General features: G+C 62.6%; 19 protein-coding genes. 3 read left to right on the forward strand and 16 right to left on the reverse strand.

The window, feature by feature from the left end; translation table 11 throughout:
* Window positions 1-99: 99 nt before the first annotated feature.
* From NKJ06_RS29860 to rplS, 7 genes are all read right to left on the reverse strand, one after another.
* On the reverse strand, window positions 100-471 hold the full coding sequence (locus NKJ06_RS29860) for a VOC family protein (protein WP_352630803.1): 372 nt from the start codon (window positions 469-471) through the stop codon (window positions 100-102).
* A 149-nt stretch (window positions 472-620) separates the two neighbouring features.
* Window positions 621-1,256, reverse strand: a complete 636-nt coding sequence (locus NKJ06_RS29865) for a class I SAM-dependent DNA methyltransferase (protein WP_352630801.1) — start codon at window positions 1,254-1,256, stop codon at window positions 621-623.
* A gap of 53 nt (window positions 1,257-1,309) precedes the next feature.
* Window positions 1,310-2,119 carry an amino acid ABC transporter permease gene (locus NKJ06_RS29870; RefSeq protein ID WP_352630799.1) on the reverse strand — a complete coding sequence of 270 codons (810 nt, stop codon included), beginning with the start codon at window positions 2,117-2,119 and terminating at the stop codon, window positions 1,310-1,312.
* Window positions 2,120-2,409: 290 nt separating this feature from the next.
* Window positions 2,410-3,207 (reverse strand): transporter substrate-binding domain-containing protein, encoded by a 798-nt coding sequence (locus NKJ06_RS29875; protein ID WP_352630796.1) that lies wholly within the window; start codon window positions 3,205-3,207, stop codon window positions 2,410-2,412.
* A 175-nt stretch (window positions 3,208-3,382) separates the two neighbouring features.
* Window positions 3,383-3,883, reverse strand: a complete 501-nt coding sequence (locus NKJ06_RS29880) for a MarR family winged helix-turn-helix transcriptional regulator (protein WP_502905656.1) — start codon at window positions 3,881-3,883, stop codon at window positions 3,383-3,385.
* On the reverse strand, window positions 3,880-4,314 hold the full coding sequence (locus NKJ06_RS29885; RefSeq protein ID WP_352630792.1) for an organic hydroperoxide resistance protein: 435 nt from the start codon (window positions 4,312-4,314) through the stop codon (window positions 3,880-3,882). The genes NKJ06_RS29880 and NKJ06_RS29885 overlap by 4 nt, the downstream gene beginning before the upstream one ends.
* Window positions 4,315-4,459: 145 nt before the next feature.
* Window positions 4,460-5,008, reverse strand: coding sequence for a 50S ribosomal protein L19 (gene rplS / locus NKJ06_RS29890; protein WP_023760967.1), 549 nt, complete (start codon window positions 5,006-5,008; stop codon window positions 4,460-4,462).
* Window positions 5,009-5,335: 327 nt separating this feature from the next.
* Here rplS and NKJ06_RS29895 point away from each other — a divergent pair, with 327 nt between their 5' ends.
* On the forward strand, window positions 5,336-6,088 hold the full coding sequence (locus NKJ06_RS29895) for a sulfite exporter TauE/SafE family protein (RefSeq protein ID WP_352630790.1): 753 nt from the start codon (window positions 5,336-5,338) through the stop codon (window positions 6,086-6,088).
* Between the two features lie 88 nt (window positions 6,089-6,176).
* Here NKJ06_RS29895 and NKJ06_RS29900 read toward each other — a convergent pair whose 3' ends face one another.
* The 4 genes from NKJ06_RS29900 to rimM all read right to left on the reverse strand — a co-directional run bounded on the left by NKJ06_RS29900 (window position 6,177) and on the right by rimM (window position 8,277).
* Window positions 6,177-6,629, reverse strand: a complete 453-nt coding sequence (locus tag NKJ06_RS29900; protein WP_352630788.1) for a DUF2442 domain-containing protein — start codon at window positions 6,627-6,629, stop codon at window positions 6,177-6,179.
* Window positions 6,622-6,846 (reverse strand): DUF4160 domain-containing protein, encoded by a 225-nt coding sequence (locus tag NKJ06_RS29905; protein WP_352630787.1) that lies wholly within the window; start codon window positions 6,844-6,846, stop codon window positions 6,622-6,624. Before NKJ06_RS29905 ends, NKJ06_RS29900 begins: the two co-directional genes overlap by 8 nt.
* A 133-nt stretch (window positions 6,847-6,979) precedes the next feature.
* Entirely contained in the window at window positions 6,980-7,681 is a 702-nt protein-coding gene (gene trmD, locus NKJ06_RS29910) for a tRNA (guanosine(37)-N1)-methyltransferase TrmD (RefSeq protein ID WP_352630785.1), read from the reverse strand.
* Window positions 7,678-8,277 (reverse strand): ribosome maturation factor RimM, encoded by a 600-nt coding sequence (gene rimM / locus NKJ06_RS29915; RefSeq protein WP_352811658.1) that lies wholly within the window; start codon window positions 8,275-8,277, stop codon window positions 7,678-7,680. The genes trmD and rimM overlap by 4 nt, the downstream gene beginning before the upstream one ends.
* 405 nt (window positions 8,278-8,682) lie before the next feature.
* Between rimM and NKJ06_RS29920 the strand changes: the two genes are divergently transcribed.
* Both NKJ06_RS29920 and NKJ06_RS29925 read left to right on the forward strand, forming a co-directional pair.
* Window positions 8,683-9,621 (forward strand): tyrosine recombinase XerC, encoded by a 939-nt coding sequence (locus tag NKJ06_RS29920; protein ID WP_352630780.1) that lies wholly within the window; start codon window positions 8,683-8,685, stop codon window positions 9,619-9,621.
* 61 nt (window positions 9,622-9,682) lie between these two features.
* On the forward strand, window positions 9,683-10,753 hold the full coding sequence (locus NKJ06_RS29925; protein WP_352811660.1) for a TraB/GumN family protein: 1,071 nt from the start codon (window positions 9,683-9,685) through the stop codon (window positions 10,751-10,753).
* Window positions 10,754-10,755: 2 nt separating this feature from the next.
* Here NKJ06_RS29925 and NKJ06_RS29930 read toward each other — a convergent pair whose 3' ends face one another.
* The 5 genes from NKJ06_RS29930 to odhB all read right to left on the reverse strand — a co-directional run.
* A complete protein-coding gene (locus NKJ06_RS29930; RefSeq protein ID WP_352630777.1) occupies window positions 10,756-11,232 on the reverse strand; it encodes a DUF2867 domain-containing protein in 477 nt (158 codons plus the stop codon).
* A 737-nt stretch (window positions 11,233-11,969) separates the two neighbouring features.
* Window positions 11,970-13,376: a dihydrolipoyl dehydrogenase gene (gene lpdA, locus NKJ06_RS29935; RefSeq protein ID WP_352630775.1), complete on the reverse strand. Its 1,407-nt coding sequence runs from the start codon at window positions 13,374-13,376 to the stop codon at window positions 11,970-11,972.
* Between the two features lie 24 nt (window positions 13,377-13,400).
* Entirely contained in the window at window positions 13,401-14,156 is a 756-nt protein-coding gene (locus tag NKJ06_RS29940) for an SDR family oxidoreductase (protein WP_352630773.1), read from the reverse strand.
* On the reverse strand, window positions 14,153-14,671 hold the full coding sequence (locus NKJ06_RS29945; RefSeq protein WP_352630771.1) for a hypothetical protein: 519 nt from the start codon (window positions 14,669-14,671) through the stop codon (window positions 14,153-14,155). The genes NKJ06_RS29940 and NKJ06_RS29945 overlap by 4 nt, the downstream gene beginning before the upstream one ends.
* A gap of 58 nt (window positions 14,672-14,729) precedes the next feature.
* The coding region (gene odhB, locus NKJ06_RS29950; protein ID WP_352811661.1) for a 2-oxoglutarate dehydrogenase complex dihydrolipoyllysine-residue succinyltransferase at window positions 14,730-15,808 on the reverse strand (1,079 nt) is incomplete at its 5' end.

Raw genomic sequence — 15,808 nt, forward strand, 5'->3', positions numbered from 1 at the left:
CGGTCAATCCGAGCCGACCAAGAGACCGATCCTCCCTCAATCAGATGGCCTTCATATATGAATAACTTTCCCCGGACAGTCCTGCACGAAATGGGGAGATCACTGTCTGTCCTTCTTGAATTCGAACAGCTCGATAACGTTGCCCGATGGATCTTCAAGCAGAATAGCCCGGCCCGCACCGCCATCGCTGATGTTCCCGCGGAACGTCGCGTCGGCCGCGCGCAACCGGTTGATCAGGTCATCCAGCCCCTTGGTTACGACCATGAACCTGTTCCACCCGCCTGGCTCCGGATCACCTCCGGCCTGACCACCGCTTCCCGCACCTGGAGCGCTGAGATACAGGGTAAGATCATCGAGAAGCAGCGCTGCGAACTTGCCGGGATTGTGCATTTCGATCTTGAATTCGAGATTGTCTCGGTAAAATTGTACCGCCTTGTCTACGTCTGCAACGATATAACGGACGGACGCCATTCAACCCTCCTCCTGCGCGGAATGACTGGCCGCGCCATAGCCCGCTTTCGCAATGAGGCCGGGCGCAACCCCACGCTTTCGCAACGCTCTTACTTGCACATAGTTCCAGCCGCTAGGTGCTTGGATGTCTAAGACCAGGCTTCACTCCGCTACAGGATTTCGAACACAAACGTCTTCACCAACGCATCCGGCTCGGCGATCGCATAGCAGCGGAACCATGGGCTTTGCTCGACCGGCCGCCATTTTTTCATCTGTTCCAGTTCGTCGAACACGACCTGAAAGCCGCCGTTCTCAAACACCTGGTCGCGCACGGTGAAGATCGCATGCCCGCCCTTTCGGGTGATGCGCACCAACTCATGCAGACCAGACGCCGGCGCATGGCTGATGGTGAACACGCCGGTCGAGAAGAAGGCGCGGAAATGGCCATCCGGCCACGGCAGCGGACCGCCGAGCATCGCCTGCTTCAACTCGCTATAGGCATTGAGGCTGCCGGCGATCTTCAGCATGTCGTCGGAAAGGTCGAGCCCGGCAATGTCGTGGTAGCCCAGCGCCTTCAGCGACGGACCCGACAGGCCGGTGCCGCAGCCGGCATCGAGCAACGATCCATCGCCCGCCGGCACATGGCGCGCCACCCAGGCGGTGATCAGAAACGGCAGGAGATAGCCGAGCGACGCGGTTTCGCTGTCATAGGTCGCGGCCCATGCGGCATACGCCTCAGCCAATGCTTCCGGCGTATCGGCCGTGTAGACGGAATCCAGCGCCGCATTGGCTTTGTCGACGATCATGGGACCTCCTCAACGAGAACACCGGGGATCGTAACGCTGTCTTCGCCGAAAAACTATTCCTCGTGCTGACGGCGCAGTCGCCGTTCCAGCGCCCGCAGCGCCAGCGACAGGCCGACGGTGAGGATGAGATAGATATAGGCTGTTATCGAATAGGTCTCGAAGAAGCGGAACGAGCCGGCAGCGTAGACCTTGCCCATCTGGGTGATGTCGGCCACGCCGAGCACCGAGACCAGCGAGGAATCCTTGACCAGAGCAACGAAATCATTGCCGAGCGGCGGCAGGATGGTGCGGATCGCTTGCGGAAACACGATCAGCCGGAAGCGTTGCGCGCGGCTCAGCCCGAGTGCCTTCGCCGCCTCGATCTGGCCTTTCTCTACCGACTGGATGCCGGCCCGGAAGACCTCCGAGATGAAGGCCGAATAGCCGATGGTCAGCGCCATGATGGCGCGCCACAACAGCGACACGTCGCGCACCAGCAGCTCGCCGAACAGGCCGGCACTCTGCAGCGGCGCGGTCAGCGCGTTCCAGCCCGCGACGAAAGCCGGAGCACCGGCAAAGGCGATCCAGAACAACAGCACCAGGATCGGCACGCCGCGGATGATCTCGACATAGAAGCGCGCGATCTGGCGCATCAAACGTGAACCCGACATTCCCATCAGTGCAACGCCGAGGCCAATGACTGACGCCAGCACGAAGGCGATCACGGTGACGAAGATGGTGATGCCGATGCCCTTGGCGACGGTGGCGAAAACCTGGGTATAGAGTTTGCTGGTGGCGACGAAGACGGCCACCGCGATCGCGATGGTTACGGCAACGACGAGCCACCAAGGGAAGTCGGCTTTGGAGGTTGAGGCAGGGGGCATCAATTCCCAACGCTGGTGAACGGCTGCCTTCGCAAGAGCAGCCAATCTCCCCCCTTGCGGGGGAGATGTCCGGCAGGACAGAGGGGGGTGCTGTCCCTCCAGCCTGTCAACCGATCACAGCCACGGCCTCTGCCTGGATTCTCTTTGGAAAAGCTCGAGATCGAAACGTCGCGATCCTTCACACCCCCCTCTGCCCTGCCGGGCATCTCCCCCGCAAGGGGGGAGATTGGCAGCTTTGCCAACCACGCCTGTTTATCGGCGTTTGCGACTGACGAAAGCGACAACAGGGCCTACTGCCCCATCTTGTAGTCAAGGAACCATTTCTTGTTCAGCGCATCGAGCGTCCCGTCCGCCTTGAGCGCCGCGATGGCCGCGTTGACTGGCTTCACCAAATCCGAACCCTTCGGGAAGATAAAGCCAAAATCCTCGGTGCCGAGCGGTCCGCCGATCAACTTCAGCTTGCCTTCGGAAGCATCGACATAGCCTTTGCCTGCGGTGCCGTCGGTCAGCACGACATCGACGTCGCCGGACTTCAGCGCCTGCACCGTCGCACCAAACGTCTCGAACAGCTTGATGCGCGGGTTCTGCTCATTGCCGTCGAGCACACTGTAGACGGCGGTGTAGAAGGGCGTGGTGCCGGCCTGCGCGCCGACCAGCCCGTCCTTGAAGGCGCCGAAGGTCTTGGCGTCGGTGAAGCGGCTTTCGTCGCCGCGCACCAGCATGAACTGTTCCGAGCGCATATAGGGGTCGGAGAAATCCACCTTTTCCTTGCGGTCGTCCTTGATGGTGATGCCGGTCATGCCGATGTTGTACTGGTTGTCGGAAACCGCCTGGATCATCGCGTCCCAAGAGGTGTTCTGGTACTCGACCGTGAAATTGAGCCGCTTGGCGATCTCGTTCATCGCGTCATATTCCCAGCCGATCTGCTTGCCGGTTTTGGCGTCGATGAACTGCAGCGGCGGATAGGCGTTTTCGGTGACCACCACCACCTTCTTGCCGCCGAGATCGGGAAGCGCCTGCGCGATGGCGGCAACGGGCGCCAGGGCGAGGGCAAGCAGGCCCGCCAGCAGCAGTTTCGATTTGGTCATGACACACTCCCCGGGAATTGATGACCCGGGCATGGCCGGGCTTGCAGGAAAATCCGGCGCCGACTTTAGCTTTCCGCAAGCGTCATGCAAGACGCTCCGCTGCGTCAGTGCACACGAAAGCGGATCCAATACCTTCAATCCCGCAATTCCAGAAGGAACAGTGCCGCGACGGCGATCAGCTCTGGTTCGCGGTGCCGGGGTCCGCCTTGCGCAAGCCGGAGACGAACCGCGTCAGGGTGTGGTGCAGGGATTTCAACTCGTCGGCGTCCAGCGGCAGGTTGCACAGCATCGCCGCCGGCACGCTTACGGCCTGCTCGCGCAGTGCCTGGCCCTTCGCCGTCGGCTCGACCAGAACCCGGCGCTCATCGGCTGGGTCGCGACGGCGCGTGACCAGGCCGCCTGCCTCCAGCCGCTTGAGCAGCGGCGTCAGTGTCGCCGAATCCAGCCCGAGTGCTTCGCCAAGCTCGCCCACCGTGCTCGGCGCGCGCTCCCACAGCGCCAGCATGGCCAGATATTGCGGATAGGTAAGGCCGAGTGGATCGAGCAACGGCCGATACAGCCGCGTCATCAGCCCACTTGCCGAATAGAGCGCGAAGCAGAGCTGCTGGTCGAGTTTTGCCACCCCGGCGAATTGCGCCGGGGTATGTGTGGACATGGTTATCGTTTCCGCGGTCATGCTGCCTTTGCCGGAAGCGCCTTTGCCGAAAGCGCCACTTCGATGTTGCCCTTGATGGCGTTGGAATAGGGGCAAACCTGATGCGCCGCCGATACAAGCGCTTCCGCCGCCGTTTGATCAAGACCTTTCGTTTCCGCCGCGAGGGAAACGCCAAGCACAAATCCGCCCTGCGCATTCGTGTGCAGGCTGACATTGGCCGTCACCGAGGCGTCCTGCAGCGGCAGTTTCTGCTTGCCGGCGATGAAGCGCATGGCGCTTTCGAAGCAGGCGGCATAGCCGGCGGCGAAAAGCTGCTCGGGATTGGTGGCGCCGCCCTTGCCGCCTAGCTCCTTGGGCATGGCAAGGTCGAGGCTGAGCAAGCCATCATCGCTCTGGACATGGCCGGCGCGGCCGCCGACGGCACGGGCTTGGGTGGAATACAGTGCAGGCATTTCGCTTCTCCATTTAAATCGTGCACGATTGCTTAGTACACGATATAAATGGAGTCAACCGCGAATTTCCTGCCAAGCCCAACCGTTCTCCGGAAACGAAAAAAGGCGGCCGAAGCCGCCTTTTTGAACATGCTTGACGAAAATCTTATTCGGCGGTGGCTGCTTCTGCTGCCTTGGCGGCTTCAGCGGCCTCGGCGGCGGCCTTCTTCTCGGCGGCGTCCTGAGCGGCCTTCTCGGCGGCCAGAGCCTCGGCGGCTGCCACCTTCTCAGCCTCGATGCGAGCCTTCTCAGCGTTCAGCGCATCGCGCTCCTCATCGTTCAGCTTGCGGGCGCGCACGCCGGTGTTTTCCGAGATACGGGCCGACTTGCCGCGACGATCGCGCAGGTAGTAGAGCTTGGCGCGACGCACTTTGCCGCGACGAACGATCTCGACGCCCTCGACCATCGGCGAATAGACCGGGAACACGCGCTCGACGCCTTCGCCGTAGGAAATCTTGCGGACGGTGAAGTTCTCCTGGAAACCGGCGCCGGCGCGGGCGATGACGACGCCCTCATAAGCCTGGACGCGGGTGCGGGTGCCTTCGGTCACGCGGACCTGGACGCGCACGGTGTCGCCGGGCTGGAATTCGGGAAGCTTGCGCTTGGCTTCGATCTTGGCGGCCTGTTCGGCCTCGAGCTGACGGAGAATATCCATCTCAATAGTCCACTTCTTGTTCTTCCGACAGTCAGAGCGTCCGACACTCGCCTTGCAGTTCCATTGACCGCTCGGCTATGCCCTTTGTTCGAGACATCTGTCTTTGAAACATCGGGCAGGGGCGACTACACCGTCATTGTTGACGGGTCCGGCAGAGTTTTCTTGCCAGTACGGGCGGGCACATACAGCTATTTCAGCGCTTTGTCACGCCTGCGCCTGAGTCTTTTTTGCGCGGATGGCCTCATCGCAATCTTGCCGTGCCGGGTTGCGCCGGTCCTTCAGGCTTTCTAAGCCTGAAACAACACAGTCTTTGAGCGGCCGCATTCCATGTCTGTCTTCGATGCCATCCTGCTGTTCCTGGCGGGCTTTCTGTCAGGCGCCGCCAATGCGGTCGCCGGTGGCGGCACCTTCATAACCTTCGGCGCCATGACATTGGTCGGCCTGCCGCCGATCGTCGCCAACGCCACCTCCTCGGTGACGCAGTTTCCAGGCTACATCACCTCGACGCTCGCCTACTCAGCCGACATCAGGCATTTCTGGCGCGGTGCGCTGCTGCTCTGCCTGATCTCGGCCGCAGGCGCGCTGGCCGGTGCGCTAATTCTGCTGGCGCTCGACAATCCGTCGTTTCGCGCCCTGGTGCCGTGGCTGCTGTTAGGCGCAACCGCATTGTTCGCCGCGGGACCGTGGCTGAAGCCGGCGCCGAAACCGGAGCATGAAGCGGCCGTGGGCTCGCTGATGGGTTCGCTGGCGCAGTTTCTCACCGCCATCTATGGCGGCTTCTTCGGCGCCGGCATGGGCGTGATGATGCTGGCGACGCTCGGCCTGACGCAAGCCGGTGACTATCACCGGCTGAACGCGCTGAAGAACATGCTGGCCATGGTCATTGCTGCGGTGGCGATCGTCGTCTTCGTCTCGGGCGGTGTTATCGCCTGGCCGCAGGCGATCATCATGATACCGGGCGGCGCGCTGGGCGGTTATGCCGGCGTCTGGATCGCCAAGCGTGTGCCACGGAACGCGGTGCGCGGCTTCGTCGTCGCCGTCGGTCTCTTTTTGGCCTTCTATTATTTCACAAAAGGCTGAGCCGAATCATTCCGATTTCGAAACGCCGCAGGAATCGACTTGCTCGATGGTAAATATCGATCGAGACAGTCTAACAGGGCGGATAACTTCATCGTTTATCTGCCTTTTCAGCCAGATATCGAGCAGCCAAAGCTATAGAATTCGGGATTGGAGTTGACCCCCTGTACATTGCGATCAGGCGTCGAGAAACGTCGAGTTGCAGCGCCATCCCGTCGAGCGAGTACGATAGCTTGTCCATGATTTGGCGGAACTCTCCGTTCTCCATTCCCACGGGGGGAAGAGTGGCAATCCAAACTGCGGAAAGCTCTATCCCGCCATCCCATTCGAGCGCCGTGCCTTCGTCATTTACTCTCATCGTGGCAAAATTTTCTTCGTCTGTTCGAAGGGGAATAAAGTGGCGGTGACTATTAAGGACCGGGGCCAAATCCACAGTTACTGAATTGCCGTTTCGCCAGGTCACGCGGACTCGACGATTGTCAATAATGGTGGCGGCCGCAATCCGAGGAAGCGGACGGCCCTTCGTGACGATCCCGTTATCCATTGATACGTCTCCACTCATTGCGAAGCTCCGTTTCATGCGTCTTTGCCCAGTCCATGACAGCATCGAGATCACTCCGGCGCATCGAGCCCTGAAGTATCTCCCACGATCCGATGCTTATCAGGACTTCAAATTCTGCCTTGACCGCATGGAAATGCGGCGGGTTATGGTCTGCAAAGACCTGGATCTTTATCCCGTCGAATGTGGCGATTGTCGGCATTTGGCCCACCTGATAAGAAATTTAGTGCAATTCACGCACTAAATCAATCATAAAGTGCATACAATGCACTTTATTAGGCTAATTTGGCGGATAGTCGGAGACGGGAGAGCACTTGCCCACACACAGGCTCTCCTTAGCCATTGCTGTTTTTGCCGGTTTCAAACAGGTCCGGCCGCCGCTCTTTCGTCAACAATTCCGACGCAGCCCGCCGCCATGCGGCGATCTTCTTGTGATTGCCCGAAATCAGCACCTCGGGAATCTCGCGGCCCTCAAACTCCTGCGGCCGCGTGTAGTGCGGATGTTCGAGCAGGCCGTTTTCGAAACTCTCTTCCTCGCCTGACACCGCATTGCCCATCACGCCGGGCAACAGCCGCACCACGGCATCGAGTAGCACCAGCGCCGCCGGTTCGCCGCCCGAGAGGATGAAATCGCCGATGGAGACTTCCTCCAATCCCCGCGCGTCGATCACCCGCTGGTCGACGCCTTCGAAACGCCCGCACAGGATGACGGCGCCCGGCCCGGCGGCCAGTTCTCGCACGCGCTCTTGGGTCAGCGGTTTGCCGCGCGGGCTCATCAACAGCCGTGGCCGTGCGTCGCCCGGCGGCGACGTATGGTCGATGGCTTTCGCCAAAACATCGGCACGCATCACCATGCCGGCGCCGCCGCCGGCCGGCGTGTCATCGACGGTGCGATGGCGGTCGGTGGCGAAGTCGCGGATCTGGATCGCCTCCAGCGACCATGTGCCGGCCTCGAGCGCCCGCCCAGCCAGCGACAGGCCGAGCGCGCCCGGGAACATTTCGGGATAGAGTGTCAGCACGGAGGCGAAAAAACTCACCGGTTGCCCCCGGCGTCGCTCGGTCCGCGCGGCCTGCCCTTCGGGTCGAAGTCTTCTTCGCGCGGGCCATCACCATCCTCGTCGTCGACAAGCCCGGCGGATGCTGGATCGACGCGGACAAAACCCTCGGCGACCGACACCTGCGGCACGGCGGCCTGCGTGAACGGGATCAGCACGCCCTTGCGCCCGCCCAGCGTCACATCGAGAATGTCGCCGCCGCCGAAATTATGCACCGCGACTACCTTGCCGAGCGCGGCACCCGTGTCGTCCCGGACTTCCAGGCCGACGAGATCGGCATGATAGAATTCGTCTGCTTCGCCGTCATCCGGGAGCATCGAACGATCGACAAACAGCTCGGTGCCGGGCAGCGCCTCGGCCGCGTTGCGGTCGGCAATGCCCTTGAAGCGGACCACGACGACCGTGTTGGCGGGCCTGATGTCGATGATCTGGAAGACGCGACCGTCCCTGGCATAGAGCGGGCCGTAGTCGGCCAGCGCCAGCGGCTCACCGGTAAAGGTCTTCACCCGCAATTCGCCCTTGATGCCGTGGGCGGCGCCGATCACGGCCATCTGGACAGGGTTCTGGGGCTTGCTCATGGCGCTTTTACCTTCGTCATCCACGGGCGGAGCAGGCGCGAAGCGGCTGCGCAGACCCGAGGATCCATTCCGTTACGGCGACCAAAAAACACGGCAGTTCAGAAAGGGCCTCATTCCTGCCAACTCTGTATTTGCAGGCACTTCGCGTGGTCTCCATCGCAAAGTTATCAGACTTGTAACGCAGCGGCGCACACAGGTCACGGCATGGATCCCGGAGTCTCCGCGACGTCGCTTCGCTCCTGCTCCGCCCCAGGATGACGAAGGGACCTGGCGTTTCAGCCAATCACCAAGGTTTGTGTCACCAATCGACGATCTCCTAGCCCCCGCCGGGCATCTTTTCAATGACACCTCTTCACCGCTTCCTAACCCGGCTGTCGGAAAATGGTAGGGAATTGGAAGCACGCCATGCAGGAATTCCTCATCCCGGCTAAACCCGATCTCCAGGCGGCGCGCGAAAGCTGGCTGAAGATGCTCGCGCGAGAACGTCGGCTGTCACCTGAGACGGTGGAAGCCTATGAGCGCGACGTCAGGCAATTCCTGCATTTCCTCACCGGCCACTGCGGCGGCTCGCCTGGCATTTCGGACATCGCCAATCTGCGCCCGGCCGATCTGCGCGGCTTCCTCGCGGCGCGGCGCAATGCCGGTGCCGGCGCCCGCACGCTCGGCCGCGGGCTGGCCGGCATCCGCTCGCTGCTGCGTTTCCTCGAGCGGCGCGGCCTTGCCAATGCGGCAGGTGCGGCAGCCCTTCGCGCGCCGCGACAGCCCAAATCGCTGCCCAAGCCGCTGACGGCGAGCGACGCCAGGCATATCGTCTCCGTCGAGGGCCAATTGGCGGAAGAACCCTGGATCGCTGCCCGCAACGCCGCCGTGCTGACGCTGCTCTACGGCTCCGGCCTGCGCATTTCCGAGGCCCTCGGTCTGGCCGGCGCCGATCTGGCGTCGGCGACCGACACCGTGCTGCGCGTCACCGGCAAGGGCGGCAAGACGCGGCTGGTGCCGGTGCTGCCGGTAGCGCTGCGGGCGATTGCCGAATACCGCCGGCTCTGCCCCTATCACCTCGACCCGAAGGGCCTGTTGTTTCGCGGCGCGCGCGGCGGCCCGCTCAACCCGGCCATCGTTCAGCGCGACATGGCCAGGCTGCGCTCGGCGCTGAACCTGCCCGACACAGCGACGCCGCATGCACTGCGCCATTCCTTCGCCACCCATCTGCTCGGCCGCGGCGGCGACCTGCGCACCATCCAGGAACTCTTGGGCCACGCCAGCCTGTCGACGACGCAGATCTACACCGGCGTCGACACGGCGCGGCTACTTGAAATCTACGAATCGGCGCATCCACGGGCATAAACCCTTCAATTTCGCCGTGCAGGTTAACCGTTTTGCCGCTTTTCAGTCCTAGAACGGAACCATGAAACGCGTCATCGCCATCGCCGACCGTGCAGCTCACGTCTCGCTGAAGCTGCTTGTTGCGCTCAACGTCCTGTTTTTCCTGTCGTTCCTTGCCGTCTTGCTGTTCGCGGCCGGCAGGGCGCATGCGGAAATCCCGACCTGCAGCGGCGCCGACATGCTGTCGGCGTTGCAGAAGAACGATCCGGCGACCTACCGCAAGATCGAGGCCGAAGCGGCCGCGACGCCGAACGGCAAGGGCCTGTTGTGGAAGCTGGAAAAGCCGGGCGAAAAACCATCCTTCCTGTTCGGCACCATGCACATGACCGACCCGCGCGTCACCACGCTGCCAGCGGACGCGCAGAAGGCTTATGACGCCGCCGGCACCATCGTCATCGAAACCACCGACGTGCTCGACAAGCAGAAGATGATGGTCGCGATGCTCAAGGAGCCGGACCTGATGATGTTCACCGATAGCACGACGCTGGCGTCGCTGCTGTCGCCCGACGATGCGGCGGCCATGAACACCGCGCTCGACGCACGCGGCATCCCGCCGGCGACGGTTGCCAAGATGAAGCCGTGGATGCTCTCGGCCATGATGGCACTGCCGGCCTGCGAACTCGCCCGCCAGTCCGGCGGCGCGCCGGTGCTCGACGTCAAGCTGGCGGAGGGTGCAAAGGCTGCCGGCAAGCCAGTGGAAGGATTGGAGACGGCTGAAAGCCAGCTGCGCGCCATGGCCTCGCTGCCGCTTGCCTTTCACATGAAGGGCCTGGTCGACACGCTGAAACTCGGCGACAAGGTCAACGACATCAACGAAACCATGATCGTGCTCTACCAGCGCGGCGACACCGGCATGTTCTGGCCGCTGTTTCGTGCCGCTATGCCAGAAGGGCAGGACGACCCCGCAGGCTATGCGGCGTTCGAGGAAACCATGATCACCAGCCGCAACAAGGTGATGGTCGAGCATGCCGGGCCGATCCTTGCCAGGGGCAATGCCTTCATGGCGGTCGGCGCTCTCCATCTTCCCGGCCCCGAAGGCCTGGTCGAGGATTTCCGCAAGGCCGGCTATACCGTCACGCCTGTCGGACTTTAGCTTTACTTGACCAGGAGCTGAGCCAGCATCGCCGGAACGATGATCCGGTGAAACGGCATGATGATCGCGAGATAGGCGCGCCCGAGCCAATTGTGCGTCTTGACGACCGTCGTTGCGGCCACCTCCTGACGACCCATGCCGAGATCCCTGACTTCGACCAGGACCCGGAAATCGAGATGCCGGTCGTCGAGGCCAAGCACGACCTTGCCGGGAAACTGGCTGAGGAGCGGAAATATTCCGATCCGGCCGAACGGCAACACGGCAGGTTCGAGGCCCGTTTTCAGCCGGAACGGCCTGACGACAAGATTGCGCAGCGCCGTGAGCCAGCCGACCCATCGCGGCGTTCGCCCCAAAGCCCGTTCGGCGGCACCGAGTGCGGTCAACGAAAGACCTTCGGTGATCAGCACATAGCGGTCGGCGAACTGGGCCCCAGCAAGAGCCTCGTAGTGATTCGGGACAACCTGCGCTGTGCGATTCATCACGGCAAAATCCTCTGATTCGACCATAGCAGGCACAAACTTGGTGCGCTGCGTGGCGAAACGACGCCATTCAGGCTCCGGAAAGGCAGGATTGTCCTTGTTTTTGGCGTTTTCCAACCCTAGCGTGAAACCAGTTCGATGATTGCGCGTTGATTGGTGTTGATTGATATCTTTCATCCACGGAGGACACTTTTATGGCGAACGCACCGAATCCAAACGACCCGTTCAATTCGTCCACCAACGCTCCGAGGCCAAGTGGCGGCGGCGGCGGTAGTGGTTGGCTGATTGCGCTGGTCGTCGTTATTCTTGCGGTTGTCGCGTATTATGTTTTCGGAAGAAGTGGTGGTGAGCATCCGACACCCGCCGAGCCGCCGGCGGCCAGCACACCGGCCCCAGCGCCCGCTCCGGCAGAACCAATGAAGCCGGCCGAACCTGCGCCAGCACCTGCCCCGGCACCCGCAGAACCGGCCCCGGCACCAGCACCAGCACCAGCGCCCGCTCCGGCACCAGCTCCAGCCCCAGCGCCGGCTCCAGCCCCGGCCCAATAAATCGGCCCGATATTAAATACAAACGGCCCGCTGAAAGGCGGGCCGTTTTGTTTTGGGCGATGTCGGCCGAAAGGCCTTTCCAGAAACTCGCTCCGGTGAGTCAGCCGGTGTGGTTTTCGAAAACCGGAGCGCTGTGAAAGCGGAGAAACCTCGCCGGGTGGCGGCCAGAGTGGAGTTTATGAGAGGGCTTTAGATGTGGATCGGCTTGAAGAACGTCGCGAGCGCCGCCTCCTTGACCGCCTCCGACATCGTCGGATGCGCGTGGCAGGTGCGGGCGAGATCCTCGGACGAGCCACCGAACTCCATCAGCACCGCCGCCTCGTGGATCATCTCGCCGGCGCCGAAGCCGACGATATGGACGCCGAGAACGCGATCGCTCGTCTTGTCGGCGAGGATCTTCACAAAACCGTCGGTGTGCAGCATGGCGCGCGCCCGGCCATTAGCGCTGAACGGGAACTTTCCGACCTTGTAGCCGATACCGGCGTTCTTCAGCTCTTCCTCGGTCTTGCCGACCGAGGCGATTTCCGGGCTGGTGTAGACGACGCTCGGAATGACATCATAATTCACATGGCCAGCCTGGCCGGCAATGGTTTCCGCCACCGCCACGCCTTCGTCCTCGGCCTTGTGCGCCAGCATCGGCCCGGCAATGACATCACCTATGGCATAGATGCCGGGAACATTGGTCCGCAGATGGCCATCGGTCTTCACCCGGCCGCGATCGTCGACCTCGACGCCGGCTTCCTTCAGCCCGAGGCTGTCGGAAAAGGCGCGGCGTCCCGTCGAAATCAGCACCGCGTCGGCCTCGATGGTCTCGGCGGCACCGCCCTTGACCGGCTCGAAAGTGACGGTCGCCCCCTTCTTGGCCTTGGCGACGCCGGTTACCTTGGCACCGAGCTTGAACTCGAAACCCTGCTTTGAAAGCAAGCGCTGGAACTGCTTGGAGACCTCGCCGTCCATGCCGCCCAGGATGGTGTCGAGGAATTCGACCACGGTGACCTTGGCGCCGAGCCGCGCCCACACCGAGCCGAGTTCGAGCCCGATGACACCGCCGCCGACCACCACCAGATGGCCGGGAACCTTGTCCAATGACAGCGCCCCGGTCGACGACACGACCACCTTCTCGTCGATGTCGACCTTGACGCCGGGAATGCCGGCGACATCCGAGCCGGTGGCGATGACGATGTTCTTCGTCTCGATCTCCTCGACCTTGCCGTCCTCGCCGGTCACCGAGACCTTGCCGGCCGCGACCACCTTGCCGGTGCCGCGAAAACTATCGATCTTGTTCTTCTTGAACAGGAAGGCGACGCCGTTGACGTTCGAAGAAACCGTCGCGTCTTTGTGCGCCATCATCTTCTTCAGGTTCAATTTCGGCGCTGAGATCTCGACGCCGAGCGTGTCGAAGGAATGGCCGGCCTCGGCGAACATCTCGGAGGCATGGAGTAGCGCCTTGGACGGGATGCAACCGATGTTGAGGCAAGTGCCGCCGAAGGTCGCGTTCTTCTCGATCACAGCCGTCTTCAAGCCGAGTTGCGCCGCCTTGATGGCGCAGACATAGCCGCCTGGTCCCGATCCGATGATAACGACGTCATAAGCCATGATACTGTCCTTCTTGATTGGGGCTCAGCGGCCGCCGCTGACATTCAGGATCGCGCCTGTCGTATAGGACGCGGCATCGGATAGGAGATAGAGAACCGCACCCGCGACTTCATTCGCGGTGCCCGCTCTTTTCATCGGCAGTATATCGCGGAACCGTTCTATCCTGTCCGGCTGCCCGCCGGAGGCATGGATCTCGGTATCGATGAGTCCCGGCCGCACCGCATTGACACGGATGCCTTCCAGCGCGACCTCACGGGCAAGCCCGATGGTAAAAGTGTCGATGGCACCCTTGGAGGCGGCATAGTCGACAAATTCGCCCGGCGAGCCCAATGTCGCTGCCGCCGACGAGATGTTGACGATGGATCCGCCCGACCCGCCGTGGCGGGTCGACATGCGCTTGACCGCCTCGCGGGCGCAGAGGAACGAGCCGACGACATTGATGCGCATCATGCGCTCCAGCCGCGCGACATCCATTTCGTCGACGCGCGCCTTGACGTCAACGATGCCGGCATTGTTGACGAAGGCATCGAGCCGGCCATAGGCGCGATCTACGGTCTCGAACATGGCCACGATTTCGGCCTCGCTGCCGACATCGGCCCTGACAGCGATCGCGTCGCCGCCGGCGGCCTCGATCTCGGCGACCAGGGCATTGGCGGCATCCTGATTCGCAGCATAGTTGATCCCCAGTCGGTAACCGGCCTTCGATGCGAGCCGGCAGATCGCGGCGCCAATGCCGCGGCTGCCGCCGGTGACCAGCAACACCTTTTGCGACCCGCTCATTCCTGGCATCCCTTCAAGGCAAACACATCCCACGGCACTTTCGAAAACCCGCTGCCGCCATAGGCGCTGGATTGGCGCAACGACGGCCCGAGATCCGGCAGGATCAGCATCTTCGGCGCCCCGACGCCTTCGGCCGGCAGCAGTCCGATGCTGCCCCTGTCATCCGACGTGTAGATGACGCCATGCCAGGGCGTACAGGCGGCAAGCTCCTCGCCGGTAACGTCGCCCTCGGGGCATTTGTACATCAGCGCGCCATTCGGCCGCGACACGCCCTCGTTCCACATGACGATGCCGTTCAGCACCACATTGTTGTCGAGGATCATGCGGAACGTGTTGGTGACGGTCGCCGAAGTGCCGGTCGGGGTAAAATCGATCTCGCTGCCGCTTTGGGCATCGCCATAGACGGCGAGCTCGATCGGGCAGGCGGCATGGGCGCCGACGGCCGCCAGCAGCATGCCGACCGCGATCGATGCGATCGAAGGCACCTTGGAAAGGCTAAGGGAACGGGTCGTCATTCTGCCGCGCAGATCCCTTCCTCGGCACGCATTCAAACAGCCGGATCAGCACCAGACTTCACAGATCCAGCACCAGCCGTTCCGGATCCTCCAGGCTTTCCTTGACGCGCACGAGGAACGTCACCGCTTCCTTGCCGTCGACGATACGGTGATCGTAGCTGAGCGCCAGGTACATCATCGGCCTGATGACGATCTGGCCACCGACCACGACAGGCCGGTCCTGGATCTTGTGCATGCCGAGGATGCCCGACTGCGGCGCGTTGAGGATCGGCGTCGACATCAGCGACCCGTAAACGCCACCATTGGAAATCGTAAACGTGCCGCCCTGCATATCCGCGACCGACAGCTTGCCGTCGCGCGCGGCGATGCCCAGCCTGCCGATGTCCTTCTCGATCTCGGCGATGGACATCTGGTCGGCATCGCGCACCACCGGCACGACCAAGCCCTTTTCCGTGCCGACCGCGACGCCGATATGGGCGTAGTTCTTGAAGATGATGTCGGTGCCGTCGATCTCGGCGTTGACGGAGGGGATTTCCTTCAGCGCGTGGGTGACGGCCTTGGTGAAGAAGCCCATGAAGCCGAGCTTCACGCCATGCTTCTTCTCGAACACGTCCTTGTATTTGGTGCGCAGCGCCATCACCGCTGACATGTCGACCTCGTTGAAGGTGGTCAGCATGGCGGCGGTCGACTGCGCTTCCTTGAGGCGGCGCGCGATGGTCTGGCGCAGCTTGGTCATGCGCACGCGTTCCTCGCGCGATGCGTCGTCACCCGAGGACGGCGCCCGCACGGCAACCGGGGCCGGTGCGGCCTTGGGCGTCTCGGCCGGCTGCGACGGCGCACCCTTGGAGATCGCGTCGAGCACGTCGCCCTTCAGCACCTGGCCGCGCTTGCCGGAACCGGAGATCTGGTCGACCGAGAGATTGCTTTCGGCGATCAGTTTCGCGGCCGCTGGCGCCGGCGGCATGCTGCGCGGCTCGACCGGGCCGGCATCGCCGGCGATCTTGGCGGTCTCGGCCGCGGCCTGCTTGCCGGTCGATGCCGCATCCGGCGACGAGGCCTGCGACACCGCTTGCGGCTTGGTAGCCGGAGCAGCGGTCGCGCTACCTGCCGAAATCGAACCCAGCAGCGCGCCGACGC

The sequence above is a fragment of the Mesorhizobium sp. M0293 genome (assembly GCF_040321735.1).
GTDB lineage: Bacteria > Pseudomonadota > Alphaproteobacteria > Rhizobiales > Rhizobiaceae > Mesorhizobium.

What these genes read in the sequence shown, in the direction of transcription:
- NKJ06_RS29860 (WP_352630803.1), bottom strand. Translation starts at nt 471, where the DNA reads ATGGCGTCCGTCCGTTATATCGTTGCAGACGTAGACAAGGCGGTACAA.
- NKJ06_RS29865 (WP_352630801.1), bottom strand. Translation starts at nt 1,256, where the DNA reads ATGATCGTCGACAAAGCCAATGCGGCGCTGGATTCCGTCTACACGGCC.
- NKJ06_RS29870 (WP_352630799.1), bottom strand. Translation starts at nt 2,119, where the DNA reads ATGCCCCCTGCCTCAACCTCCAAAGCCGACTTCCCTTGGTGGCTCGTC.
- NKJ06_RS29875 (WP_352630796.1), bottom strand. Translation starts at nt 3,207, where the DNA reads ATGACCAAATCGAAACTGCTGCTGGCGGGCCTGCTTGCCCTCGCCCTG.
- NKJ06_RS29880 (WP_502905656.1), bottom strand. Translation starts at nt 3,883, where the DNA reads ATGACCGCGGAAACGATAACCATGTCCACACATACCCCGGCGCAATTC.
- NKJ06_RS29885 (WP_352630792.1), bottom strand. Translation starts at nt 4,314, where the DNA reads ATGCCTGCACTGTATTCCACCCAAGCCCGTGCCGTCGGCGGCCGCGCC.
- rplS (WP_023760967.1), bottom strand. Translation starts at nt 5,008, where the DNA reads ATGGATATTCTCCGTCAGCTCGAGGCCGAACAGGCCGCCAAGATCGAA.
- NKJ06_RS29895 (WP_352630790.1), top strand. Translation starts at nt 5,336, where the DNA reads ATGTCTGTCTTCGATGCCATCCTGCTGTTCCTGGCGGGCTTTCTGTCA.
- NKJ06_RS29900 (WP_352630788.1), bottom strand. Translation starts at nt 6,629, where the DNA reads ATGGATAACGGGATCGTCACGAAGGGCCGTCCGCTTCCTCGGATTGCG.
- NKJ06_RS29905 (WP_352630787.1), bottom strand. Translation starts at nt 6,846, where the DNA reads ATGCCGACAATCGCCACATTCGACGGGATAAAGATCCAGGTCTTTGCA.
- rimM (WP_352811658.1), bottom strand. Translation starts at nt 8,277, where the DNA reads ATGAGCAAGCCCCAGAACCCTGTCCAGATGGCCGTGATCGGCGCCGCC.
- NKJ06_RS29920 (WP_352630780.1), top strand. Translation starts at nt 8,683, where the DNA reads ATGCAGGAATTCCTCATCCCGGCTAAACCCGATCTCCAGGCGGCGCGC.
- NKJ06_RS29925 (WP_352811660.1), top strand. Translation starts at nt 9,683, where the DNA reads ATGAAACGCGTCATCGCCATCGCCGACCGTGCAGCTCACGTCTCGCTG.
- NKJ06_RS29930 (WP_352630777.1), bottom strand. Translation starts at nt 11,232, where the DNA reads ATGAATCGCACAGCGCAGGTTGTCCCGAATCACTACGAGGCTCTTGCT.
- lpdA (WP_352630775.1), bottom strand. Translation starts at nt 13,376, where the DNA reads ATGGCTTATGACGTCGTTATCATCGGATCGGGACCAGGCGGCTATGTC.
- NKJ06_RS29940 (WP_352630773.1), bottom strand. Translation starts at nt 14,156, where the DNA reads ATGAGCGGGTCGCAAAAGGTGTTGCTGGTCACCGGCGGCAGCCGCGGC.
- NKJ06_RS29945 (WP_352630771.1), bottom strand. Translation starts at nt 14,671, where the DNA reads ATGACGACCCGTTCCCTTAGCCTTTCCAAGGTGCCTTCGATCGCATCG.